Below are 21892 nucleotides of genomic sequence, written 5' to 3' on the forward strand. Positions count from 1 at the left end.
TCATCGCGGGGCGTCGGGCAGGCGGTTCCGGGGCTACCGCTGCCCGCCGTCCAGGTAACGCAGCACCGCGGTGACCCGGCGGTCGGCACTGTCGTCCGGCGGTAGCTGGAGTTTCGCGAAGATGCTGCGGATGTGCTTGTGCACCGCGCCTTCGGTGACGAAGAGCCGCTCGGCTATCGCGGTGTTGCCCAGCCCCTCGGCCATCAGGCCCAGCACCTCGCGCTCGCGGGGCGACAGCTCACCCAACGCGGTGTCCGTCCGGCGGTTGCGGGCGAGCAGTTGGGCCACCACCTCGGGGTCGATGACGCTGCCGCCCTCGGCGACACGGCGCAGCGCGGTGAGGAACTCCTCGACCCGGCCCACCCGCTCCTTCAACAGATAGCCGAGCCCGACGGCGCCCACGGAGAACAGTTCGGTGGCGAACGCCTGCTCCACGTACGCCGAGAGGACCAGCACCGCGAGGCCGGGACGACGCCGCCGGGCCTCCACCGCGGCGACGATGCCCTCGTCCGTGTGGGTAGGCGGCATCCGTACGTCCACGATCGCCACGTCCGGCGCGTGCTCGTCGACGGCGACCAGGAACTCGCCCGGCGTGCCCGCCGTGGCCACCACGTCCAACTCCTCCGCCCGCAACAGCAGCGCCAACCCCTCGCGCAGCAGCGGGTCGTCCTCCGCGATCACGATCCGCACGGCAACTCCACACGCATCCTCGTCGGTCCTCCCGGTGGGCTGGTCAGTGTCATCCGCCCGTCGTACGCCTCGACCCGCCGGCGGATGCCGGTGAGCCCGGAGCCGGCTGCCTCGTCAGCGCCACCGTGCCCGTCGTCCTCGATGCTCACCAGGAGCAGGCCCTGCTCACGGCGTACGGCGACGTCGACCCGGCTCGCGCCGCTGTGCCGGACGACGTTGGTCAGCGCCTCGGCCACCACGAAGTACGCGGTGGCCTCGACCGATGCCGCGCAGCGGACGGCCACGTCGACGGTGAGCCGGCAGGGCACCGCGCAACTGGCGGCCAGGCCCGCCAGCGCGCCGGCGAGGCCCCGATCGTCCAGCACGGGCGGCAGGATGCCCCGCACCACCGTACGAAGTTCGCCGAGCGCCTGTTCCGCCGCGTCCTGCGCCTGCCCGAGGATCTCGTCGGCGCGGTCGGGGTCGCGCCGCACGGCCCGCCGCGCCGCCCCCAGCAGCACGTTGACCGCGACCAGCCGATTCTGCGTGCCGTCGTGCAACGACCGCTCGATGCGGCGCAGCTCGAGCGCGTGGGCGTCCAGCGCGGCGGCCCGGGTGGCGGTCAGCGCGGCCACCCGCAGCGACAGGTCGATCCCCGGTGGCGGAGGCAGCAGCAGCCGGCCCGGCCATGCCTGGACACGGGCCAGCGCCGGACCCAAGCCGATCGCGGCGACCAGCCAGCCCACCCCGAGCAGGCCCACCAGGAGCGCCTCGGACAGCCCGTCGACGCGCCACCAGACGATCCCCGGAGCGCCGTCCTCCGGGGAGACCAGCCGGTACCACAGCGGGAAGGTGATGTCCTGGACGGCGTTGAGCGGCAGGGCGAGGCCGACCAGCCCCGACAACAGTCCGATGACCGAGTGGAGCGTGATCCAGCCGACCTCCCGGCGGACGAACGGGTCACGTGCCGCCTCCCGCAGCCCCTCCTGCACCGGCCCGGGGGCGGGGATCGGCGTGCCCCAGCGGGACAGCCGGGCACGCTCCCGATCGGCCACCGAGCGCACCGCCTGCAATGCGCCGGGCACCAGTCGCCGCCCCAACCCGGTCAGGCAGATCAGCGCCACGACCATCGCCCACAGCAACGCGCCCAACGCGAGCAGCGCGGTGCCCAACCCACCGACGAGGTGTTCGAGGGCGTCGACCGAGGCGCGGAACCGGCCTCGCACGTATGCCATCGCCACCCACCTCCCGCGCCAACATAGGTCACGGTGGGCTCCCTCGGCAGTGTCCGCGGCGGAAAGTACAGCCTGCTGTACCAGCGGTTGTCGAGCTGGGGGGATCGTTGCCGACCGGCCGGCGACCTAGCGTCGATGGTGTCGTCGGACATCAACGAAGGAGACAGCGATGACCAACCCGTACCCCCTCACCGAGGCCCCGGACCGCACGCCGGAACGACCCGGCGGCCTGCTCCGTCCGCTGCTGTGGCTGGTCCTGTTCCTCAGCGCGGCGGCAAACGCCGCGCTGACGACGGTCGTCGGAAACCCGTGGCTCGGGTCGGCGTTCGGCCTGGTCGCGGTGATCAGCGCCGGAGCGCTGATCGTCCACCACCGCCGCCACCGGTGACCCGCGCCGCGGGTTACCGCTTCGCCGCCCAGAAGACGTAGACCGCGCCGTACGGCACCGCCGTCGTGGCGCCGTCCGTGCAGGCGCCCGCCGGGGCGGCGCCGCCCGAGGTCAGGAGCCGACTGATGTACGCCACATTGCCGAGCATGCCGCTGCCGCCGTGGCTGTCCACCGTCAGCAGCAGCTCCGGAATCGTTCCCGCTCGCGGGCTCTCGGCCGTCTTCTTGGCGGTGATCAGGGAGTTGTCGCGCAGGGACTGCCAGCTCGGTCCCTTGAAGTGGTGGATCCGGCCGCCGGTCCCGACGAGCTGAGCCTCCGGCACGGAGGCTCCGGTGAACACGCCACCGGTGCAGGTGTAGGTCTGCGTCCCGCTGGTGACGACGTACGCGCCCACCGGCCGGGATCCCGCCGGCGGCTTGATCGCCTTGGCGATACGCGGGATGTCGACCCGGCGGGCGTCGGCGCCCACGGCAGCCGGGGCGGCCACCTCGGCGGCGGACGCCTGATGCGTCACCGCGCCGGCCGCCGCGAGGACACCTGCCACACCGAGGACCAGGAGTCCCCGGAAACGGGATCGAGACGTCTTCTGCATGGGATTCCTCCGATTCGAGTGGGCGAAATCCGCCCCACGAATATTTACGAGCGAAATCCGCACTGCGATCAAAATCCCGCCATATCTGATCGACCGTTCACCCCGGAGGCGTACCCGAATCGGGGTTCAGCCGGCGGCGGCCGCCACTCGGCGGACGGATCCGGCGCGGGCCGCCCAACGTCCGTCCTCGTGGCGTACCTCGATGGGGTGCGCGAAGGCCGCCGACACCTGCGCGGTGGTGACCGTCTCGGCGGCCGGGCCGGCGGCGACCACGCTGCCGCCGCTGATCAACAGCGCGTGGGTGGTCGTCGCCGGAAGTTCCTCGAGGTGGTGGGTCACCATGATCGAGGCGAGGCGGGGGTGGGTCTCGCGGAGCAGGTCGATGGTCTCGAGCAACTGTTCGCGGGCCGCGACGTCGAGACCGGTCGAGGGCTCGTCCAGCAGCAACAGTCGCGGCTGACTGAGAAGTGCCCGGACGATCAGGGCACGACCCCGCTCGCCCTGCGAGAGGGTGGGCCAGCGCTCGTCGGCCCGGTCGGCGAGCCCGAACATGCCCAACAGGGAGTCCGCCCGGTCAACGTCGTCAGGGGTCGGCTGCCAACGCGGCGGCAGGTCGATCGACCCGACGAGCCCGGTCAGGACGACCTCCCGGATCGTCAGGGGCGACCGCAGCGGATGACGGGGGTTCACGTGCCCGATCGCCCTGCGGAGCTGTTGCAGGTCGACGCGGCCCAGTCGTTGACCGAGGATCCGTACGGTCCCCGAGGTCGGATGGGTGAGCGCGCCACAGAAGCCCAGCAGCGTGCTCTTGCCCGCGCCGTTCGGGCCGAGCAACGCCCAGTGCTCACCCTCGCCCACGGTGAGGTCGATGCCGTGCAGGATCTGCTTGCCGTCCCGCCGGAAGGTCACGTCGCACAGCTCGACGACGGGAGACGGCGGGTGCGACTCGGCGGCCCTGGGAAGCATGGCCCCTTCTCTCGGTACGGCGACGGTCGCCCTGCACGCTGCCACAGACCGGCGCGCAGGTCAGTGACCAGGACCACCGCCGCGCACCGGCGCTCGGCGGCGGCCCTGGCCTGCGGCCACGCCGACAGTCATCAACACTGCAGAACGCCCTCGGAGAGCTGCCGGAGCTGGTCGGCGTGGCCCTCCATCGTCTGCACCAGGCCGGCGATGGCGTCCACCCACTGGCCCTTCTGCTCCGTCGTGAGTTTGCCCTTGTTGGCGTCGATGAAGCCCTGGGCGCTGTCGAACTCGTGCGCCTTGATCTGGCCCAGCACGTGGAGCACCGACTTGGTGATGTCGGTGACGCCGACATCACCGACCATCGCCGCCAGCCGTTCCGTGGTGACGCCGCCCTCGACGGGGCCGGGCCGGTTGAGCTTGCCCTCGGCGTCGAGTTGACCCACCGCGTTGAGCAGCACCTTGGGTCGCAGCTCCGGCTGGGCGCTCGCGTAGTCGAAGACGATGCCGGCCTGGCCGACCGCGCCGAACTCCAGTACCGGGGCGAAGACGCTCAACGCCGGCTGGTCCGGCACCCGAGCCTTCATCTGGTTGACCTGCTCCAGGCCCGCCTTCATCCGCTCCGGGGACCACTGCTCGGCCAACCGCTGGAAGACCTCCCGGCTCGCCTCGAGGTCGCGGGCCCAGATCAGCTCGCCGAACGCGTCGTCGACACGGGTGACCGCCTCGGTCGGCCGGGCCATTCTGGTCGCCGCGCCCAGGACCCCGGCGGTGATCTCGGGCCACACGTCTTCGGAGGCGTTCGCGGCGTCGACGCGTCCCTCCTCCTGCCTCGGGGAGATCGCCTTCCACTGGTGCTGGTCGAGCTGGATACCCAGGCCGCCGGCCCTCGCCAGGGTCGGCTCCAGGACCGTGGCGCCGTACCGCGCGGCGACGTCGAGCAGGTCACCATGGGCCTTGCCACGGCTGACCACCACCGGAAGCTGGGCGCGTTGGGCGAACTGTTCGAGCAGGTAGTTGAGGGTGGCGACATCGGTCGCGAGCGCCGATTTGTCGGGGCGCGGCGCGTTCAGCACGATCACCGGGTGGTCGGCGTCGGCCTGCGAGGCCAGGTGGTCGACGAACCGCTGCGGCACGGCCCGGCCGTCGGACGAGATGACGTGCACGTCGCCGTGCGTCGTGACACCGGTGGGTGGACGCAGCGACCAGGTCGGCGGCGCGAGCGCCTCGACCGGCTCGCCGGCGTGCTCCTGGCCCGGACCGGCGGCCGTCGCCGGCACTCCCGTGTCGGAAACCTCGCTGTCGGCGCGTTCGGGCAGTGTGATGGTCGAGTACGAATCCGGCACCTCGATCCCGTGCGTGAGCGGCAGGAACGCCACGGCCACCAGGGTCTCCGGGACCCGGGCGAGCCCGTGCCGCTGGCCGTCCAGGAAGTTCACGCCGTGCCTGTCCCGCACCACGTTGAACGAGTGCGCGGCGGGAGTGTTCAGGCCACGGACCAACACGATCCCGCGCGAGCCGTCCGGCGCGTTGCGCATGACGTCGCGGATGGCTTCGAGGTCTCCCATCGAGTAGGCGCGGTACTCGCCGTCCGGCAGGCCGAGCTGCTGCGTCTGCCAGTTGGCGAGGTGTATCGCCGGAAGCCCGGACCGGTCGGTGGGAACCTGCGGCACGTCCACGCCGCTGGCCTGGTGCGCGTCGCCCGAGGCGAGTGACAGGTCGGTGGCGAAGGTTGCGATCACGCAGTTGTCGGTGAACGGGTTGCCGCTGACGAGCGAATCTTCCGGAAGGTTGGGATTAACCCTCCGCAGGAACGGATAGGCGTCCGCCACCGCGTCCGCCGACAGGTCCGACGGCGCCTCGACGGCGAACATCTCTTGGGTGCCGCCAGTCGTGTCCATGTCCGCGTAATAGTGGCCGCCATAGGTCGACGGCCCAGCGTGCCCGTACGCGTGGTGGCCGCCGGGTGCGGGAGGCACCGTGGGTGGCCCGTACATGGAAGCCGACGCATAAGGGTTCGTCGTAGAGTGCCCACCATAGGTCGACGTACCGTATGCGGCCGGGGCAGCGTGCCCGCCGAAAGCGGTCGTCCCGTACGTCGCCGGAGCCGGCGGGGCGTGCCCGTAAGCAGTCGCTGGCACCGCTCCGTAGCCGGGGGGCGCTGGCACCGCTCCGTAGCCGGGAGGCATTGGCGCCGCTCCGTAGGCCGCCGGGGCCTGGGTCGGAGGCTGCGGATTCATGCGGTGGTCGTACATGAAACCGGACCGCTCGGCGAATGCCTGATCCATGCTGACGCCGTCCCGACCGAGGTCCATGTGGTCCTGGAACACACTCGGGTCGACGAGGCGGCTGTCGGTGGCCCATTTGACCAGGTCAGAGCCGTCCGGCTTATGCCAGAAGTAGGTCGCTGGCGGAGTGGTCAGCGGGAAGTTGAATTGCGTCGCACGTGTCACCGCGGCGTCCTTCTGCCACGGGTCCACGACGACCTGAAGATCAAGCCGACCTGGAACACCGATAACCACGAACACGTGGCCGGGCACCATGACGTGGGCGATCTGGGTACCGGCAGGAAGCGACGCCAGGTGCTTGTGGACCCGCTTGTTGGCGTCCGCGAATGAGACAGCCGCGTGCTCGTCGCAGTTGCCCGCCCGCACGGCCCGAGCGGCGGCGGCCCGTGCCGCGATGGTAGCGAGCTGACTCAAGGTGGGTGCCAAGCCGGCTCGGGCGATCCTGAGTCGGCGGTCGACCTCGCCTCCTGACCTGGAGTAATCCTCAGCTTGGTTGGCGGCGCCATAAGGCAGCGCCCTCTGCACCGCCTCGAAGATGCGCCGGCCAACTTCGTCGAGGTTGGGCATTGCCGCCAGTTGCGTTTGCAGCGCAGCCTGCTCGGCCTGCATCCGGGCCGCCAATGCGGCGTTGTGCGTCCTAACGGGTCGGGGATTGTGCTGCCCAACGTGGTGGCCGCCGTACTGGCCACCGTGGCCGTATCCGCCGTACATACCGGCCAGGCCCTCGTGCCCCTGGTCGAGGGCCGGGTCCAGCGGACCGTCGAGCACGCCGTCGGTCGTCGCGACGAAGCGCAGGTGGGCACCGTCGAACTCGGCCGGGTCCACTTCGACGCCACGCGTGCCGTCGAGGAAGGCGAGGCCGTTCCTGTCGCGCACCACGTTGAAGGCGTGGGATACCTCCGCCGGGCTGCCCACGAGCAGGATCCCGCGGCTGCCCTGCGGAGCGGAGGTCATGAGGGTCGTGACGAAGGCCAGATCGGGCACCGTCGCCATTGGCCTGCCGGCATAGTTCACCAGATATTCGGCGGGCATCGCCTCCGACGGCGGCACCTGGAACGCCCCGCCCTCCCTGAGGGAGATGTCGACGCCGATGGCGCTCAGCACGCAGTTGGTGGTGAAGTCCCCGCCCTCACCGTGCCACGGGTTGACCTGCGGCAGCAGCGTACGGAGGTCAGCATCCGTCCCACCGGCGCGGGAGAGCACGTCCGCCAGATGTTCGGTCGGCAGCACGAGGACGGCACCTGGGTCCTCGTGCATCTCGAAGGGCACCACCCGCGGCCCGGTCAGCTCGACCGACGCCGGGGAACGGACGAGGACGGGCAGGCCGAGATGGTCGGCGCGGGCGGCGACGGCATCCAGGCCGGCCTCGAGCGCCGAGGGGACGTGCACCATCGACGCGATCACGTCCAGCGGTTGGTTGCTCAGGGTGGCGGCGATGTGGGCGGCGTCGATCGCGGCCGGGTCGATGTGCACCTGGTGCAGGCCGGGAAGCGCCCTCGTGTCGTACACGGCGTCCGGCACCGGACCGCCGTCCAGGCTGAGCCACTGACCGGACGGGACCCAGGTGCTGGCGAACTCGATGCAGTCGGCTTCCACGATGTCCGGCATACGTGTCTCCTCGTTCGGCCCAACGGTCACAGTGGTCGGAGGTGCCGTTCCCGGCGCGCAGCTCTGATGTGACGACAACCCAAACGGGCCAGCAGGGCCCGGGGTTCAGCTCAGATGAGGACATTCTGGTTACGTCCCTGTTGCCTCTGGGTCGCCTCGCCCGCCGAGGTATCCCCGGGCCGACTCGCTCGTTGGTAGCCGTGTGCCGCACGCCACCGGGTTCGGACGTCAGGCGTCGTCGCGGCAGCGTTGGCGGACGACGACGGCGGGAGTGGCGGACCCATGACGAGGGCGGACCCGACCGGGCCACGACGGAAGCCCACCTCGTCGGCTCGGGCCACCCTTCTGGAGTTGTTCTTCGACGTCTTCTACGTGGCCGTGTTCGCGCAGCTGTCGATGCAGTTGGCCGCCGATCCCACCTGGGGTGGGCTCGGGCAGCGACTCGTCCTGCTGTTGGCCGCCTGGTGGACCTGGTCGGTGACGGTGAACACCACCGAGTTCTACGATCCGCAGCTCCGGGCGGTCCAGGGTGTGGTCGTCTGCACGATGGTCGGTGTGTCCCTGATCGCGGTCGCCCTACCGGGCGCGTACGGCGGGCGGGGCCTCCTCTTCGCCGTCGCGTACGTCGGCCTCCATCTGGCCCGGGGAATCACGCTGATCATCGCGCTGCGTCCGCGCCGGGCGCACGCCCGGGAGGAGCGCTTCCTCTTCTGGTTCGTCGTGTCCGGAGTGCTGTGGGTCGCCGGCGGCCTCGCCGAGCAGGGTTGGCGTACCGGCCTCTGGGTCGGCGCGCTCGCGATCGACTACCTGGCGGCGGCGTTGCGCTACCCGACGCCACTGCGCGGACGGATACCGCTGGAGCAGTACAGCCAGTTGAGCGTCCATTTCGGCGAGCGCTACCAACAGATCGCGATCCTGGCGCTCGGTGAGCTGACGTTGATGACCACGCTGACGTTCGGCGGCACTTCGCACACTCCGGCCCGAGCGATCACGTTCGCCGCCGCGATCCTCACGGCGCTGCTGTTCTGGCAGATCTACGTGCTCCAGAGCAACAAGCTCGTCGACCGGTCGGCGCACTGGCGACCACGCCATTCGGTGTACCTGGCGCCGTACGTCTACGCCCTGGTGGTGACCGGGGTCATCGCCACGTCCGCCGGCGTGGACCTCGTACTCCACGAGCCCCTGCGCACCACCCCGGCGAGCTGGGTCCTTCTCATCGTCGGCGGACCGGTCCTGTTCGTGGTCGGACGGATGAACTCCGAGTACGTGCTCCTGGGCCAGCTACCGAAATCGCGCCTGGCCTGGCTGGCGCTGCTGGTCGGCGCGACGCCCGTGCTGGTGCTGCTCGACCCCGTCCTCGTCACGGTCGTGGCGGCGGCCGTCCTGGTCGGTATCACGCTCAGCGACACCTGGCGGCTCCGCGCCCCCGCCCTGGCGAGCTAGGGGCACGGCGCCGTCGAGGTAGACCAGATCGGGCCGATGAATCTACACTCATCTCTGTTAACGCTCACACTCGTCCCAGTGCTGAGGCAGCAACGCCGTGCCGATCCGACGATCGGCGCGAGCCGGGCCACGCCCGGCAGCCGGCGGCTGCTCGGTCCGCCGGCTCCCGAGGTTGCCGGCTGCCCGTGGCGGTCCTACCGATCGGCCAACGCCCTCGGCCAGCTCGACCAACCAGGGGAGAGATCCATGCGAAAGAGGGCACGATGGCTCGCGACGCTCGCCGCGCTCGGTGTCGTGATCGCCGGGGTGGTAACACCCACCAGTCCCGCCAGCGCAGAGTCCAACGGTGGGGTACGGGTGATGCCCCTCGGTGACTCCATCACCGAGGGCACGCAGGTGCCCGGCGGGTACCGCATCGGACTCTGGCAGCGGCTCGCCAGCGGCCGGTACACGGTGGACTTCGTCGGATCGCAGTTCAACGGGCCGGCCAGCCTGGGCGACCACGACCACCAGGGGCATCCCGGCTGGCGGATCGACCAGATCGACGCGAACATCGTCAACTGGCTGAACACCCAACGGCCGGCGACCGTGCTGCTGCACATCGGCACCAACGACATCCTGCAGAACTACAACGTGAGCACCGCGCCGAACCGGCTCTCCACGCTGATCGACAAGATCACCACCACCGTGCCCACCGCCGAGGTATTCGTCGCGCAACTCATCCCGCTCTCCAACAGCAACCAGGAGAACGCCGTCCGCACCTTCAACGCGGCGATCCCCGGCATCGTGCAGAGCAAGGTCAGCGCCGGTAAGCGCGTGCACCTCGTCGACATGCACAGCGCCCTCACCACCGCCGACCTGATCGACGGCATCCATCCCACCGCCGGCGGGTACGACAAGATGGCCGCCCGCTGGTACAGCGCGTTGCAGTCGGTCCCCGGCAGCATCGGCAACCCGAGCAGCGGCGGCGACCCGACCACCACGACCACCATCGTGGGCACGCTCTCCGGCCGGTGCGTCGACGTCCCCGGCTCCTCCACCACCAACGGCACCCAGGTGCAGTTGTGGGACTGCCACGGCCGCACCAACCAGCAGTGGACCTACACGTCCGGCAAGGCCCTGACGGTGTACGGCAACAAGTGCCTCGACGCCGCCGGCTACGGCACCTCGCCGGGCACCCTGGTCACCATCTACGACTGCCACGGCGGAACGAACCAGCAGTGGAACGTCAACGCCAACGGCACCATCACCGGCGTGCAGTCCGGCCTCTGCCTGGACCCCTACAACCAGGGCACCGGCAACGGCACCAAGCTCGTCCTCTGGACGTGCACGGGCCAGACCAACCAGCAGTGGAGCCGTCGATGAAGACGCCGACACGCTGGCTGACGGCCGGACTCGCGGTGGTTCTCGGCCTGGCCCTGGCCACGGCGACCCGGGACGCGGCGGCCGCGGACAGCCCGTACCAGCGGGGACCGGATCCCACCCTGGCCAGCGTCGCCGCCACCCGGGGGCCGTTCGCCACGACGCAGGCGACCGTCCCGGCCGGAAACGGCTTCAACGGTGGGTACGTCTACTACCCCACCGACACCAGCCTGGGCACCTGGGGCGCGGTCGCGATCGTCCCCGGTTACTCCGCCCTGTTCGCCAACGAGGAGGCCTGGATGGGCCCCTGGCTGGCGTCCTTCGGGTTCGTGGTGATCGGCATCGAGACCAACAGTCGTACCGACGGCGCCGACGCCCGGGCCACCCAGCTGCTCGCCGCGCTTGACTACCTCACCCGTACGAGCCCGGTCCGCAACCGGGTCGATCCGAACCGGCTGGGCGTCATGGGCCACTCGGCGGGCGGCGCGGGCACCCTGCTCGCCTCGCTGCGGCGGCCCACCCTGAAGACGGCGGTCGGTCTCGCGCCCGGCACCCCCGGAAACAACCTGAACATGTCCAGCACGCAGGTGCCCACCATGCTCCTGTCGGGCCAGAACGACGGGACGGTCACGCCCTCGTACGTCCAGGGCATCTACAACAGCCTGCCGGCCTCGGTGGAACACGCCTGGGCCGAGCTGGCCGGCAACGACCACCTCTCCTTCACCAGGTCGAACCCGACCGAGATGCGCCTCCTGATCCCCTGGCTGAAGACGTTCCTCGACAACGACACGCGCTACACCCAGTTCCTCTGCCCGCTGGCGGACAGCCGGGGCGTCTCGCGGTACAGCAACACCTGCCCCCTGGTGCCGCCGGGTGAACCGACGCCGCCACCCACCACGGGTACGCCGACCACGCCGCCACCGACCACACCGCCACCGACCACGCCGCCACCCACGACGCCGCCGCCCACCACACCGCCCCCGACGACGCCGCCACCGTCCGACGCCGCCTGCACCGCGGCCTACCACACGGTCAACTCATGGTCGGGAGGCTTCCAGGGTGAGGTCACCGTTACCGCCGGCACCACCGCCGTCAACGGGTGGACCGTCCGCTGGACCCTCGGCAACGGGCAGAGCATCAGCCAGGTCTGGAACGGCACGCTGAGCACCAGCGGCTCGACCGCGACCGTCCGCAACGCCACCTACAACGGCTCGCTCGCCCCGGGCGGCACGACGACGTTCGGCTTCCTCGGCTCCGGTACGCCGACCAACCCGTCGCCAACCTGCACCAGCCCATGACCCACCGCCGGTTCTGAACATCCGGGCCGGGCCGTTCGGCCCGGCCCGGCCAGAGACCACTCGTCAACGTCCGGTGCCGGGTGGGTGCGGCTGCTCGGGGGGTTTACCCGAGGCGCGGATCGCGTCCGAGATGGCAATGCCGGCCAGGACGACGACGGCGGTGCCGGCCACCACCAGTGGGGGAACGTAGATCATCACGGGCGAGACGGCGACCAGCAGGACAGCGCCGATCATGCGGGAGCGGGACACCCGCGCGAACACCGCGTGTTCGACCAGGGAACGTCCGGCCAGGAACAGCACCGGTCCGCCGAGGATCGCGACGATCCAGGACGCCTCGGTGTGCCCGAACGGGTGGGTGATCACGATTTCGTAGCCGACGGCGATGGCGACGGTGCCGACGATCATGAGCATGTGGGCGATGAACGCCTCCCGGATGAGGTGCGCCGGGTCACGGGCGGCGGTGAGCGCCCCAGGCAGCAACTGGCCCGCCTTGAAGAGGTACACGCGGAACATCAGCACGGTCGTGGCGAACGAGACGGCGAACGCCGCGGCGGCGCCGCCCTCCTGGAACGACGTGTCGCTGTAGGCCGATCCGGTGGTCAGGATCAACTCACCGAGCGCGACGATGAAGAACTGCCGGTACCGCTCGGAGATGTACTCCGCCGACACGGGCCACCTGGGTCGGCTGGAGATGTTCCACGGCGCCGGGTAGAAGAGCAGCAGCGCCGTGCCGTCGATGGCGAGCGCGAGCGCCCACAGCACCGACCGCGCCGCGTCCGGCAGGAGCGCTCCGACGATCCACGGCACGGCGGACATCGAGAACCACAGGAGCACCCCCGCCGCCCGGCTCTGCGCCTCGAGACCGCGCAACGCCGGAACGATGACGAGGCCACGGATGATGTGCACCGCCACGTACGAGCCGGCGAAGACCAGACCTCCGACACCGAACGCCTGTGGCACCGCGACCGCCATCATGAGAGCGCCGAGCATGGCCGTGTAGACCACGAACTGGACCTGTGGCCGCTCGGAACTGTAGAGATCGGTGACCCACGCCGTGACGAACCACAGCGACATGAAGGCCATCAGCAACAGGACCGTCTCGCCGACTTCGGCGAGGACCGTTCCCCGCTCGGTCAGATCCTCGACGAGCCGATGGGAGACCCGGTTGAGCGCGAAGACGAACACCAGGTCGAAGAAGAGTTCCAGGAGGCTCGGCCGCTGCGGCTGGTCCGACCTGCGAAGCAGCCCCGCTGCGCCTGTCGACATCACGCCGCCCGAATTTGCCCGGATTTATCACCTATCGAAGATTGATACCACGGGCGAGGGCTGCGGCGCGGGGGTGTCGCCGGACCGGTTGCGGCGTTCGGGTCGCCAGGTCGCCACGAGGGCGGCGGCGAGAAGCAGTTCGGCGATGTCCCCGCCGTAGTACATGATCTGCGCCCCGCCCTGGACCTGGCTGATAGGGGCGTGGATGTCGACCCAGAAACCGCCGTACATGAGTTGCGAGATGACGGCGTGGGTCGCGATCGCCAGACCGAGGTAGACCAGCCGGGTGCGGACCCCGGGCCGTCGGGGCGCCGGGTCGGGACCGGCGACGACGTAGGCGAACAGGCAGCCGGAGAGCAGGAAGTGAGTGTGCAGCAGCCAGTGACCGACCGGATCGCCGGTGAAGAGGTGGTAGAGCGGGGTGAAGTAGAGCACCGCGAGGCTGGCGGTGGAGAGCAGAAAGGCCACCGCCGGGTGGGTCAGCACCCGGACCGGAACGGTGTGCAGCAGCGCGGCCAGTCGGCGGGCGCGGGGCACGGGCAGAGCCCGCAGCAGCAACGTGACCGGGGCCGCGAGGACCAGCGCGAGCGGGGCGTACATGCCGATGAGCAGGTGTTGGGCCATGTGGCCGCGGAAGTCCGTGTGGGCGGAGGGCGCCAGCGGCGGCAGGAGCGCCACGGCCAGCAGGAGCAGCCCGAGTACGAAGCTGGTCGTACGCCATGGGTTCCAACCCTGCACGGCGTTCCGGCGGCGCGCCCGTCCCGCCAGGTGGAGATAAACACCCGCGCAGGCGAGCAGGACGATGGCGGGCACCACCGTCTCGGCCAGGCCCGGCGCGACACCCTCGTGGTGCAGGTGAGGACCCATCAGGCCACGCGGTGGGCGTCGGCGACCTTGCCACCGCGCTGGATGAACCATCCACCGACCAGCAGCAACGCGCCGAAGACGAGGAATCCGATGTCCCACCAGAGTTGGTGCGGGCCACCGCGAACATGGTGGATGCCGAGGATCTGGTGGTCCACCACGCCTTCGACGAGGTTGAACAACCCCCAACCCGCGATGATCCAGCCCCACAGCACCCGCGAACCCCACACCGCGCGCCGGTCGTGGGTGACCCGGGAGTACAGGATGGCCAGACCCACCAGGACCGACAGCCAGCACACGACGTGGAAGATGCCGTCCCAGACGGTGTTCATCTCCAGACCGGAGACGGTGTGCGGGTTGTAGTACCGCACCCCGATGCGATCGGAATTGGTGCTGGTGAGCATGTGGTGCCACTGGAAGACCTGGTGCAGGAAGATCCCGTCGGCGAAGCCGCCGAGTCCCAGGCCCAGCACGACCCCCGGAAGTCGGAGGCCGACTCGGTCGAGCCCGCGCTCGTGGGCGGTGGTTGTCATGGCCTCTCCGTCCCTCGTACCCGAGGTGGCCTTTTCCACGCTAGGGGCAGATAAACGGGATCGAGGCGGAACTGGCGGATGTGTGAGCATCGGCGGCGGGCCGGTGCGGCAGGGAGAGTGATCGTGCGGGAACTACTGCGGGACCAGGTCTACATTCGCTATTGGCTGGCGGTGGTCACCTCGTTCCTCGGCGACGGGATCGCCAAGGTCACCGTGATCTATGTGGCGGCTGATCTGACCGACTCGCCGGCCCTGTTCATCGCCGCGATCATCATCGCGCAGCTGCTGCCGTCGGGAGTGCTCGGCGCGTTCATCGGTCCCCTGGTGGACCGGATGTCGCCCCGCGTGCTGCTGGTCGGCTCGGACCTGGCCCGCGTGGTGATCGTCCTGGCGATGGTCTTCGCAGTGGACTCGGCCTGGGCGCTGTTGCTGCTGATCTTCCTGGAGGGGTTGGGCAGGGCGGTGTTCGAGACCGCCCGGATGGCCGCCATCCCCAAGGTCGTCGGCCGGCACAGCATCCCGGTCGCCATCGCCCTGTTCCAGAGCACCGTGCAGGCGCTGAACCTGGCCGGACCGCTGCTCGGCGGTCTGCTGATCGTGGTGGCCGGCGTCAGGCTGTCGTTCGTGGTCAATGCCGCGACCTTCGTGGTCTCGGCGCTCCTGCTGGGCAGCATCGCGGTGCTCAAGGAGACCACGGTGGTGGTGTCCGGCCTGGGGCAGTACTGGAGTTCACTGCGCACCGGCGTCAGCGGTGTACTGAGCATCGGGTCGCTGCGAATGTTGGCCTGGGCGATGGTCCCGGTGATGCTGGCGATCGGCCTGTTCACCACAAATGTGAACACGCAACTGCTGACCGGATTCGACCTGGCCGCCTTCGAGTTCGGTCTTGCCCAGGCCATGCTGGGCGGCGGCGCGATCATCGGGGCATTCCTCGGGCCGGCCCTGGTCCGGCGGCTCTCGCTGACCGGATTGCTGGCCGGCGCGGTGGCCCTCTTCGCCGTGTCCCTGCTGGTGCTGTGGCCGATCGACGACCGCTGGCCGGCCAGTGGCCTGGTGCTGGTCTGCGTGTGGTGCGCGCTGGCCGGCCTGGGCATGAGTCTGGTGCAGGTGCCGGTGGCGAACATCCTGCTCCGCGACCTTCCCGAGGATCTCCGCGGGCGGGGAGTCGCCCTGCTCAACGCCGTCATGATCAATTTCTCGATCGTCGGCGTGCTGCTCGGCGGTGTGGTGGCGGACGCGATCGGCACGGCCGCGTCGATCATCCTCACCGGGTTCGTCCTGCTACCGCCGACCGTGCTGCTGCTATTCAGGTCACGTACCGAGACGAATCCCGCTACGGCGACCAAGACCGAGGCCGACCAGGGCCGAGGCGTCGGCGGAGGAGAACCTTTTGCCAGCGCGGGCGGTCACGACAAGGCTCAGTCGTAGAACACCGTGAACGCTGACGCGGAATCGTTCGGAATCTCGTTCCCGCCACCCCGGAAATCCACTCCGCTGTGCTCGGGGACGAACGTGATCCTGCCGCCGCCAGAGCCAGCGGCGAAGCCGTGCTCGAAGACACCGATCGTGTGATCAGTGCCGTTCCACACGGAGGACGCTGAATCGTTCAGGTTGTTTCCGTTGGTGTACTGGTACCAGCGGAAGTCGGCGAAGCTGGCGCCGGCATCGGCGGTCCGGAACGCCATGGTCGAACCCGTCCAGCCGAAGTTCTCGTAGAAGCAGACCTCCTTGATCTTCTCGGCGCACCGGTACGCCGCCTGTGCGGCCGTCGGCGCGACCGCCACCGAGGCCACGACGGCCGCGGTGGTAGCGAACGCGGCCGTTAGAGCTTTGCGCTTTTTCACGTCATCTCCAACAGGAATCAGCCAGCAGAAAATGCGTCACCAAGCTACCGGCCAGTTCTTCATTCCTTCTGAACAATCCGTACAGAGACGAGCTGCGGCGGGGTTTGGAGGGTCTTGACCGACCCCGCCCGAAACCCCGAAACGATCTGGACTAGAGAGATCCCTTTACTCTGCGGATCGGGGCGCCCTTCCGGACGGGCGCAGGCCCCCTACGGTCCGGGGAGACCGCCGGACGGGGCGACGGAGCGAGCTTCCGGAGACCGGCGAGCTGGACGAAGAGTTCCCGCCGGGCTACCGCCTCGCCCCGGGCGTCCAGCTCGTACCCCTCGATCCAGACCCACCCGTCGTACGTGATCCGGTCTTCGAGTACGCGGATCAGCCGGAGGAGGAACGGCCGGGAGAACTGGACGCTGGCCGCCTGCGTGAGGTGCAGGAGGTCACCACTCTTGAATGGGTGCACGACCCACCGCCCGTCGCCACGCCACGATCCGCGCCCGGGCGACCGCAGCCCTCGGGCACCAGCCGTCCGGGTGGCAGCGGCTGCACCTCTGCATGCGGTGGTAGTCGATCACCGTCCAGGAGAGCTCCACCTCGAACGGCACCGCGCTCACCGCGACCCCTGCCTCTCCGGCTGGGGTGGAGCAGGACAGGCGAACGACCGGAGCTTCACGAGGTGCCTCCTACCTGGGCGAAGGTCTGACCTCGAGAGTAATCGAACCTATCCAGCCTGTACAGCCTGCGCAACCTGCCTAGGCCAGGCTGCCTGTACCTGCTGGCCATGTCGTGCAGCGCGTCCATATCGTGTCGATCATGATTGACGAGATGAGTCCGGTCCCCTTCTACATTCAGCTCGCCGATCTCCTCGCCAAGCAGATCGAGTCCGGAAAGCTCAAGCCTCGTCAGCCGCTCCCGAGCGAGTCGACGTTGCAGCAGGAGCATGGCGTAGCTCGTGGCACGGTCCGCGCAGCGGTACGGCTGCTGCGGGAACGAGGGCTCGTTGTCACCTTCACCGGGCGCGGGACGTTCGTCGCCGAGAAGCCGTAGCCCTCTGGCCCCTCCGCACCACGTCACTTGCCCGGGCGTCGGCCAGGAGCGCGGGCGGCACGACGACAACCGCCGCGCGACCCGCTGGCCGCTACTCTGAACCGATTTCCGGTATTCCTGGCTCGGGGAGTCACCTTCATGCAGGTCCTCATGCCGCTGCCCGACCACGACTTCGACGTGACCGAGGTCGCCGTACCGTGGCAGGTTCTGACCGCGGCCGGGCATCGAATCCAGTTCGCGACCGAAGCCGCAGGGACAGTCCCGGCGGCCGACCCGCGACTGCTCACCGGGGTGATTCTCGGTCGGCTCGGCGCGGCTGACGAACCGAAGCACTTCTACCGTCAGCTCACCCGGAGCCCGGAGTTCCGCAACACGGCGGCCTGGGCAGACCTGAACCCGGCCGACTACGCCGGGCTCATCCTGCCCGGCGGCCACGCCCCCGGCATGCGCCAATATCTCGGCTCCGACGTCCTGGCCGACAAAGTCGCTCAGTTCTGGGCACTCGGTCGTCCGGTCGGCGCGATCTGCCACGGCGTCCTGGTCCTGGCCAGAACCGCCGATCCGGCAACCGGACGCAGTGTGCTGGCCGACCGGCGTACGACCTGCCTGCTCAAATATCAGGAGCGCGCCGCATACCTGCTGACCGCGTGGAAACTCGGACGCTACTACCGCGCCTACCCCGCGTATGTCGAAGACGAGGTCCGGGCCGCCCTCAGCTCGCCCGGACAACTCGAACGTGGACCACGAGTCCTCAACCGACGCGGCACGGCCACCGATGACAGCGCCGCCTTCGTCGTCCAGGACGGCAACTACGTCTCGGCACGGTGGCCCGGCGACGCCTACCTTTTCGCAAACACCTTCCGCACGCTGCTCGACAGCCGAGCCGCCCGCAGCTAGGACGCAGCGAGGCTGCGCCCCGCATCCCTGGACGAGCCTCAGTGGTCGTACTCAAGGGTTGCGCTGTCGGGTCGGTAGCGCCGCATCCATTCTGTCGCGGAGCCGGCACCCGTCGCTTGCCATCCAGCAAGGTACTCAGGGATATACATAGCTGAGTGCGCCCGGTAGGGTCGTGCCCGCTGTTTGTCGATCATTGGGGGGAACGAGTATGAAGCTGCGCAAACTCGCCGCTGTCTTCGCGGCGCTGGTCGGGGTGGCCGCCGCTGGGCTGGTCGGCCCGTCCGCCGCCTACGCCGCGGACAACGGACCGTGGGAGATCTTCCCCGCGAGCGCCGTCGACAAGTGCGTCGAAGTCCAGGGTGGTTCAACCGCGCTGAGCGCGCAGGTCCAGGTCTACACGTGCGCAACCTGGAGCGGCGGTGTCACGCCGCTGCACCAGCGCTGGATCTTCCGGCCCACCTCGAGTGGCTACCAGCGGATCATCAACGGCAAGACGGGCATGTGCGCCAACATCAAGGGCAGCACGGACGCCAACAGCACGAAGATCGTCCAGTACAACTGTGGTGGCAGCACGACGATGAACGACCAGTGGTACCCGCAGTTCGTGAAGAAGATCGGTGGCTTCGACTTCTACCAGTTCAAGAGTCGGCTGAACTCCACGAAGTGCCTCAACGTGCAGGGCAGCACGACGTCGAACGGTTCCGACCTGATCCTCTACCCGTGCAGCACGGCGAACAACGCCATCTTCTCCTGGACGCCGGCAGTACAGGCCTAGGCTGCGACGACGCAGTAGCAAACACCGAGGGTCAGGCGCGGCACGTCCGCGCCTGACCCTCGGCGCGTGGGAGATGGCACCGCCGCACGAAAAGACCCCTCCGAGTCATCGATTACCGATGATCGAAGGGGTCTTTTCCCTACTCAACCGCTGTGCGCCCGAAGGGACTCGAACCCCTAACCTTCTGATCCGTAGTCAGATGCTCTATCCATTGAGCTACGGGCGCTCGTGCTCAGCCAGTGTACACACCCGGCTTTCGCGCGGAGACTCCGGGATTCGAACCCGGGAGGGGCTTTAAGACCCCAACCGCATTAGCAGTGCGGCGCCATAGACCAGACTAGGCGAAGTCTCCCTGGTGGCCCGCAGACCACCGCGCCCGAGGATACAGGTCGGCACCCATCGGGGGCAAAGCGACTTCCGGGGTACGCCGACCGGGGCGGCCCGCCCCGGTATTTCACCGCTGTGCGGCGACGTGATCGGGACTACGCTCCATCGATATGCAGGAGCAGCCGCCCAGCGAACCGACCCGCCAGGAGCCTGCTGAGCGCCCGCGTCGGCGCCCGGCGCGGGCCACGTTCACGCCTCCGCAGGCGACCGAGCAGTCTGCCGAGACCGCCCCTGCGGCACCGGTGAGCCCGCGTCCGCGCCGGGCCAAGGCGGCACCGGTGATCTTCCAGCCACCCGAGCCGGACCGCCCCCTGCCCCGCCAGCCGGAGTCCATCCCCGCCGACGCGGAGAGCACCCCGGCCGAGCCGCCCGCCGAAGATGCGGTCCACCCCGCCAAGAAGACCGCCAGGAAGGCAGCTCAGCCCGCCAAGAAGGCAGCTCAGCCCGCCACGCCCGCCAAGAAGGCAGCTCAGCCCGCCACGGACGAGGCGCCTCCCGCCACGGCGGAAGAACCGACAGGCCAGCCGCCGAAGGCGCGGGCTCCCCGGCCACGCAAGAGCACCACCGGCACGGCAGCCGTCACGGCACCAGCGCCAGCCCCGCCGAGGCCGGCCATCCCGGACGCGACGCCGGCCATCCCTGATGCGACGCCCGTCACACCCGAGCCGACCGAGATCACGCCGACCCCCCGCAAGCGCGCCACGCCCACCGGCGGCATGACCCCGAGCAAGACGACCCCGAGTAGGAAGACGCCGAGCAAGGCGGCCCCGAGCAAGGCGACCCCGGGCAAGACGACCTCGCGCTCGACGGCCCAGGACAAGGTGATTTCGGACCCAGTCGCGCCGCGAGAGTCCCCGCGCACGGCAGAGCCGGAGACGGCCACCCCGAGCAAAACCACCATGCCGAAGGCGAGCGCACCCGCAGTCGCACCGGCACCCACGTCACAGGCGACTTCCGCGATCACCCCCGAGCCGGCCGCAGCGGCGGTTCTGTCGGGCAACCCCGAGCAGGCTTCGACGCGTACCCCAGAATTGCCGGCGGTCGTCGCGCGCCTGCGCGACCATCCTGGCTTCGCGCCGGAAATCCTGGCGTTGGAGGCGGTGCGGACGCTCGGACCGGGCGCCGCCGAGTGGGCGCGGCGGCTGCGGGACCGGTACCCGGACGCTCCGGCGGACGGTCTGGCCCGGCTGGCGACCCGGCGGTACGTGCGGGCGGCGGGCGTGGGAGGGGCGGCGGCCGCGCTCGCCGGTCTCTTCGCGCCGCTGGCGGAGCTGGTGTCGGTGCTGTGGAGCCAGTCGAACCTGGTGTTGCACCTCGCGGCGGCGTACGGCCGCGACCCGGCGCATCCCGATCGGGTCGAGGAGCTGCTGGTACTGACCCAGGTGCATCCGGACGCGGCGAGCGCGCGGGCCGCGCTGGTGGGTGCCCGGGACGCCGGCGATCCGATGGAGGGGACGTGGCCGAGGGCGGCGGAGGCCGCCTGGCGGCTGGCCGCGCCGCTCACCGCGCAGGCCGGCGGATGGGCGGCGTTGCGGCTGGCGTCCCGACTGGTGCCGGGCGCGGCGGTGGTCGCCGCAACGCTTGGCGACGCGGCGGCGGCCGATCGGCTGGCGGCCCGGGCGGTGGCCGCCTACCGGCCACGTCACAACCAGTCGAACCACTCGCGGGGCAGCGAGGCGTAGCCGACGAAGGCGACCACGTCGAGCAGGGTGTGGGCGATCACCAGAGGCATCACCCGACGGGTGCGCAGGTAGAACAGGCTGAACACGACGCCCATCACCGCGTTGCCGACAAACGCGCCGAAGCCCTGGTAGAGGTGGTAGCTGCCGCGCAGCAGCGCGCTGGCCGCGATGACCGCGGCGAGCCGCCACTGGAGCTGACGCAGCCGGGTGACCAGGTAGCCGACCACGATCACCTCCTCCAGCACCGCGTTCTGCACGGCGGCGAGGATCAGCACCGGGACCGCCCACCAGACCTTCGGTAGGGCCGCCGGCACCAGCGTCGCGTTGAGGCCGAGGTGCGCCGCCACCCAGAACAGGGCCAGACCGGGCAGGCCGATCAGCGCGGCCAGGCCGGCGCCCCGGGCCAGATCCTGGCCGGGCCGCCGCGCGTCCAGGCCGAGGGTCCGCGCCGGGTCGCCGGGGTCCCTGCTGAGCAGGTGTACGGCGAGCAGCACCGGAAGCAGCGCGAACACGATGCCGAGGAGCTGGTAGGTCAGGTCCAGCCAGGGGCGGGCCGACGCGGAGGTGTTCAGTGCGGCGGTCTGCTTGGAGAGCGGGCCCTCGGCGGTCAGCTTCGCGATGATCGAGACCACCGCGTAGACGGCGGACTGGCCGAGGGACAGGCCCAGGACCAGCAACGTTTCGGTCCCCAGCAGCCGGCGGGACACCGGGCGGGTCAGCTCAACGGTCACCGCACCACTCTGCCCGACGGACC

General features: G+C 69.9%; 20 protein-coding genes and 2 tRNA genes. 9 read left to right on the forward strand and 13 right to left on the reverse strand.

Annotation, left to right across the window (positions count from 1 at the left end; all coding sequences use genetic code 11):
• Positions 1 to 33 precede the first annotated feature (33 nt).
• Entirely contained in the window at positions 34 to 690 is a 657-nt protein-coding gene (locus tag ACTFTM_RS00225) for a response regulator (RefSeq protein WP_449563884.1), read from the reverse strand.
• Entirely contained in the window at positions 678 to 1904 is a 1227-nt protein-coding gene (locus ACTFTM_RS00230; RefSeq protein ID WP_449563885.1) for a sensor histidine kinase, read from the reverse strand. The genes ACTFTM_RS00225 and ACTFTM_RS00230 overlap by 13 nt, the downstream gene beginning before the upstream one ends.
• Positions 1905 to 2073: 169 nt before the next feature.
• Here ACTFTM_RS00230 and ACTFTM_RS00235 point away from each other — a divergent pair, with 169 nt between their 5' ends.
• Positions 2074 to 2292, forward strand: coding sequence for a hypothetical protein (locus ACTFTM_RS00235; RefSeq protein WP_449563886.1), 219 nt, complete (start codon positions 2074 to 2076; stop codon positions 2290 to 2292).
• A gap of 13 nt (positions 2293 to 2305) precedes the next feature.
• Here ACTFTM_RS00235 and ACTFTM_RS00240 read toward each other — a convergent pair whose 3' ends face one another.
• The 3 genes from ACTFTM_RS00240 to ACTFTM_RS00250 all read right to left on the reverse strand — a co-directional run bounded on the left by ACTFTM_RS00240 (position 2306) and on the right by ACTFTM_RS00250 (position 7743).
• Positions 2306 to 2884: a DUF3455 domain-containing protein gene (locus ACTFTM_RS00240; protein ID WP_449563887.1), complete on the reverse strand. Its 579-nt coding sequence runs from the start codon at positions 2882 to 2884 to the stop codon at positions 2306 to 2308.
• 126 nt (positions 2885 to 3010) lie between these two features.
• Positions 3011 to 3850, reverse strand: coding sequence for an ABC transporter ATP-binding protein (locus ACTFTM_RS00245; RefSeq protein WP_449563888.1), 840 nt, complete (start codon positions 3848 to 3850; stop codon positions 3011 to 3013).
• Between the two features lie 131 nt (positions 3851 to 3981).
• Positions 3982 to 7743, reverse strand: coding sequence for a toxin glutamine deamidase domain-containing protein (locus tag ACTFTM_RS00250; protein WP_449563889.1), 3762 nt, complete (start codon positions 7741 to 7743; stop codon positions 3982 to 3984).
• 282 nt (positions 7744 to 8025) lie between these two features.
• Between ACTFTM_RS00250 and ACTFTM_RS00255 the strand changes: the two genes are divergently transcribed.
• The 3 genes from ACTFTM_RS00255 (at position 8026) to ACTFTM_RS00265 (ending at position 11846) form a co-directional block, all read left to right on the forward strand.
• Positions 8026 to 9186: a low temperature requirement protein A gene (locus ACTFTM_RS00255; RefSeq protein WP_449563890.1), complete on the forward strand. Its 1161-nt coding sequence runs from the start codon at positions 8026 to 8028 to the stop codon at positions 9184 to 9186.
• 246 nt (positions 9187 to 9432) lie between these two features.
• The gene (locus ACTFTM_RS00260) at positions 9433 to 10551 is read left to right on the forward strand and encodes a ricin-type beta-trefoil lectin domain protein (RefSeq protein ID WP_449563891.1); all 1119 of its coding nucleotides are present in this window, start codon (positions 9433 to 9435) and stop codon (positions 10549 to 10551) included.
• Entirely contained in the window at positions 10548 to 11846 is a 1299-nt protein-coding gene (locus tag ACTFTM_RS00265; RefSeq protein WP_449563892.1) for a poly(ethylene terephthalate) hydrolase family protein, read from the forward strand. The genes ACTFTM_RS00260 and ACTFTM_RS00265 overlap by 4 nt, the downstream gene beginning before the upstream one ends.
• Before the next feature lie 63 nt (positions 11847 to 11909).
• Here the strand turns inward: ACTFTM_RS00265 and ACTFTM_RS00270 are convergent, their stop codons facing one another.
• Genes ACTFTM_RS00270 through ACTFTM_RS00280 form a run of 3 tightly spaced genes read right to left on the reverse strand, consistent with a single transcriptional unit; the run spans position 11910 to position 14509 of the window.
• Positions 11910 to 13112, reverse strand: a complete 1203-nt coding sequence (locus ACTFTM_RS00270; protein WP_449563893.1) for a low temperature requirement protein A — start codon at positions 13110 to 13112, stop codon at positions 11910 to 11912.
• Positions 13113 to 13139: 27 nt separating this feature from the next.
• A complete protein-coding gene (locus ACTFTM_RS00275) occupies positions 13140 to 13979 on the reverse strand; it encodes a cytochrome c oxidase assembly protein (protein ID WP_449563894.1) in 840 nt (279 codons plus the stop codon).
• Complete coding sequence (locus ACTFTM_RS00280; protein ID WP_449563895.1) at positions 13979 to 14509, reverse strand: DUF2243 domain-containing protein; 531 nt, start codon at positions 14507 to 14509, stop codon at positions 13979 to 13981. Before ACTFTM_RS00280 ends, ACTFTM_RS00275 begins: the two co-directional genes overlap by 1 nt.
• Before the next feature lie 123 nt (positions 14510 to 14632).
• Between ACTFTM_RS00280 and ACTFTM_RS00285 the strand changes: the two genes are divergently transcribed.
• Positions 14633 to 15937: an MFS transporter gene (locus ACTFTM_RS00285; protein ID WP_449563896.1), complete on the forward strand. Its 1305-nt coding sequence runs from the start codon at positions 14633 to 14635 to the stop codon at positions 15935 to 15937.
• Here ACTFTM_RS00285 and ACTFTM_RS00290 read toward each other — a convergent pair.
• Together ACTFTM_RS00290 and ACTFTM_RS00295 are read right to left on the reverse strand one after the other, a co-directional pair.
• The gene (locus tag ACTFTM_RS00290; RefSeq protein ID WP_449563897.1) at positions 15928 to 16293 is read right to left on the reverse strand and encodes a peptidase inhibitor family I36 protein; all 366 of its coding nucleotides are present in this window, start codon (positions 16291 to 16293) and stop codon (positions 15928 to 15930) included. The genes ACTFTM_RS00285 and ACTFTM_RS00290 overlap by 10 nt on opposite strands.
• Positions 16294 to 16504: 211 nt before the next feature.
• Positions 16505 to 16813 (reverse strand): hypothetical protein, encoded by a 309-nt coding sequence (locus ACTFTM_RS00295; protein ID WP_449563898.1) that lies wholly within the window; start codon positions 16811 to 16813, stop codon positions 16505 to 16507.
• A gap of 350 nt (positions 16814 to 17163) precedes the next feature.
• On the opposite strand from ACTFTM_RS00295, the gene ACTFTM_RS00300 reads away from it, so the two are divergent.
• The 3 genes from ACTFTM_RS00300 (at position 17164) to ACTFTM_RS00310 (ending at position 19069) form a co-directional block, all read left to right on the forward strand.
• Positions 17164 to 17397 carry a GntR family transcriptional regulator gene (locus ACTFTM_RS00300; RefSeq protein ID WP_449563899.1) on the forward strand — a complete coding sequence of 78 codons (234 nt, stop codon included), beginning with the start codon at positions 17164 to 17166 and terminating at the stop codon, positions 17395 to 17397.
• Between the two features lie 138 nt (positions 17398 to 17535).
• Positions 17536 to 18294 carry a type 1 glutamine amidotransferase domain-containing protein gene (locus tag ACTFTM_RS00305; protein WP_449563900.1) on the forward strand — a complete coding sequence of 253 codons (759 nt, stop codon included), beginning with the start codon at positions 17536 to 17538 and terminating at the stop codon, positions 18292 to 18294.
• 208 nt (positions 18295 to 18502) lie between these two features.
• Positions 18503 to 19069 (forward strand): RICIN domain-containing protein, encoded by a 567-nt coding sequence (locus ACTFTM_RS00310; RefSeq protein ID WP_449563901.1) that lies wholly within the window; start codon positions 18503 to 18505, stop codon positions 19067 to 19069.
• Between the two features lie 153 nt (positions 19070 to 19222).
• Here ACTFTM_RS00310 and ACTFTM_RS00315 read toward each other — a convergent pair.
• A tRNA-Arg gene (locus ACTFTM_RS00315) sits at positions 19223 to 19295 on the reverse strand.
• A 35-nt stretch (positions 19296 to 19330) separates the two neighbouring features.
• Positions 19331 to 19421 (reverse strand) — tRNA-Ser (locus ACTFTM_RS00320).
• A 145-nt stretch (positions 19422 to 19566) separates the two neighbouring features.
• Between ACTFTM_RS00320 and ACTFTM_RS00325 the strand changes: the two genes are divergently transcribed.
• Positions 19567 to 21138: a hypothetical protein gene (locus ACTFTM_RS00325; protein WP_449563902.1), complete on the forward strand. Its 1572-nt coding sequence runs from the start codon at positions 19567 to 19569 to the stop codon at positions 21136 to 21138.
• On the opposite strand, the gene ACTFTM_RS00330 is transcribed toward ACTFTM_RS00325, so the two are convergent.
• Complete coding sequence (locus ACTFTM_RS00330) at positions 21099 to 21869, reverse strand: CPBP family intramembrane glutamic endopeptidase (protein ID WP_449563903.1); 771 nt, start codon at positions 21867 to 21869, stop codon at positions 21099 to 21101. The two genes, ACTFTM_RS00325 and ACTFTM_RS00330, sit on opposite strands and share 40 nt — an antisense overlap.
• Between the last annotated feature and the right edge of the window lie 23 nt (positions 21870 to 21892).

The organism is Micromonospora sp. RB23, assembly GCF_053585025.1.

Excerpts from the sequence above, each read along its gene's own strand:
- ACTFTM_RS00230 (WP_449563885.1), bottom strand. The coding sequence starts at position 1,904 with ATGGCATACGTGCGAGGCCGGTTCCGCGCCTCGGTCGACGCCCTCGAA.
- ACTFTM_RS00235 (WP_449563886.1), top strand. The coding sequence starts at position 2,074 with ATGACCAACCCGTACCCCCTCACCGAGGCCCCGGACCGCACGCCGGAA.
- ACTFTM_RS00240 (WP_449563887.1), bottom strand. The coding sequence starts at position 2,884 with ATGCAGAAGACGTCTCGATCCCGTTTCCGGGGACTCCTGGTCCTCGGT.
- ACTFTM_RS00245 (WP_449563888.1), bottom strand. The coding sequence starts at position 3,850 with ATGCTTCCCAGGGCCGCCGAGTCGCACCCGCCGTCTCCCGTCGTCGAG.
- ACTFTM_RS00250 (WP_449563889.1), bottom strand. The coding sequence starts at position 7,743 with ATGCCGGACATCGTGGAAGCCGACTGCATCGAGTTCGCCAGCACCTGG.
- ACTFTM_RS00255 (WP_449563890.1), top strand. The coding sequence starts at position 8,026 with ATGACGAGGGCGGACCCGACCGGGCCACGACGGAAGCCCACCTCGTCG.
- ACTFTM_RS00260 (WP_449563891.1), top strand. The coding sequence starts at position 9,433 with ATGCGAAAGAGGGCACGATGGCTCGCGACGCTCGCCGCGCTCGGTGTC.
- ACTFTM_RS00265 (WP_449563892.1), top strand. The coding sequence starts at position 10,548 with ATGAAGACGCCGACACGCTGGCTGACGGCCGGACTCGCGGTGGTTCTC.
- ACTFTM_RS00270 (WP_449563893.1), bottom strand. The coding sequence starts at position 13,112 with ATGTCGACAGGCGCAGCGGGGCTGCTTCGCAGGTCGGACCAGCCGCAG.
- ACTFTM_RS00275 (WP_449563894.1), bottom strand. The coding sequence starts at position 13,979 with ATGGGTCCTCACCTGCACCACGAGGGTGTCGCGCCGGGCCTGGCCGAG.
- ACTFTM_RS00280 (WP_449563895.1), bottom strand. The coding sequence starts at position 14,509 with ATGACAACCACCGCCCACGAGCGCGGGCTCGACCGAGTCGGCCTCCGA.
- ACTFTM_RS00300 (WP_449563899.1), top strand. The coding sequence starts at position 17,164 with ATGATTGACGAGATGAGTCCGGTCCCCTTCTACATTCAGCTCGCCGAT.
- ACTFTM_RS00305 (WP_449563900.1), top strand. The coding sequence starts at position 17,536 with ATGCAGGTCCTCATGCCGCTGCCCGACCACGACTTCGACGTGACCGAG.
- ACTFTM_RS00310 (WP_449563901.1), top strand. The coding sequence starts at position 18,503 with ATGAAGCTGCGCAAACTCGCCGCTGTCTTCGCGGCGCTGGTCGGGGTG.
- ACTFTM_RS00325 (WP_449563902.1), top strand. The coding sequence starts at position 19,567 with ATGCAGGAGCAGCCGCCCAGCGAACCGACCCGCCAGGAGCCTGCTGAG.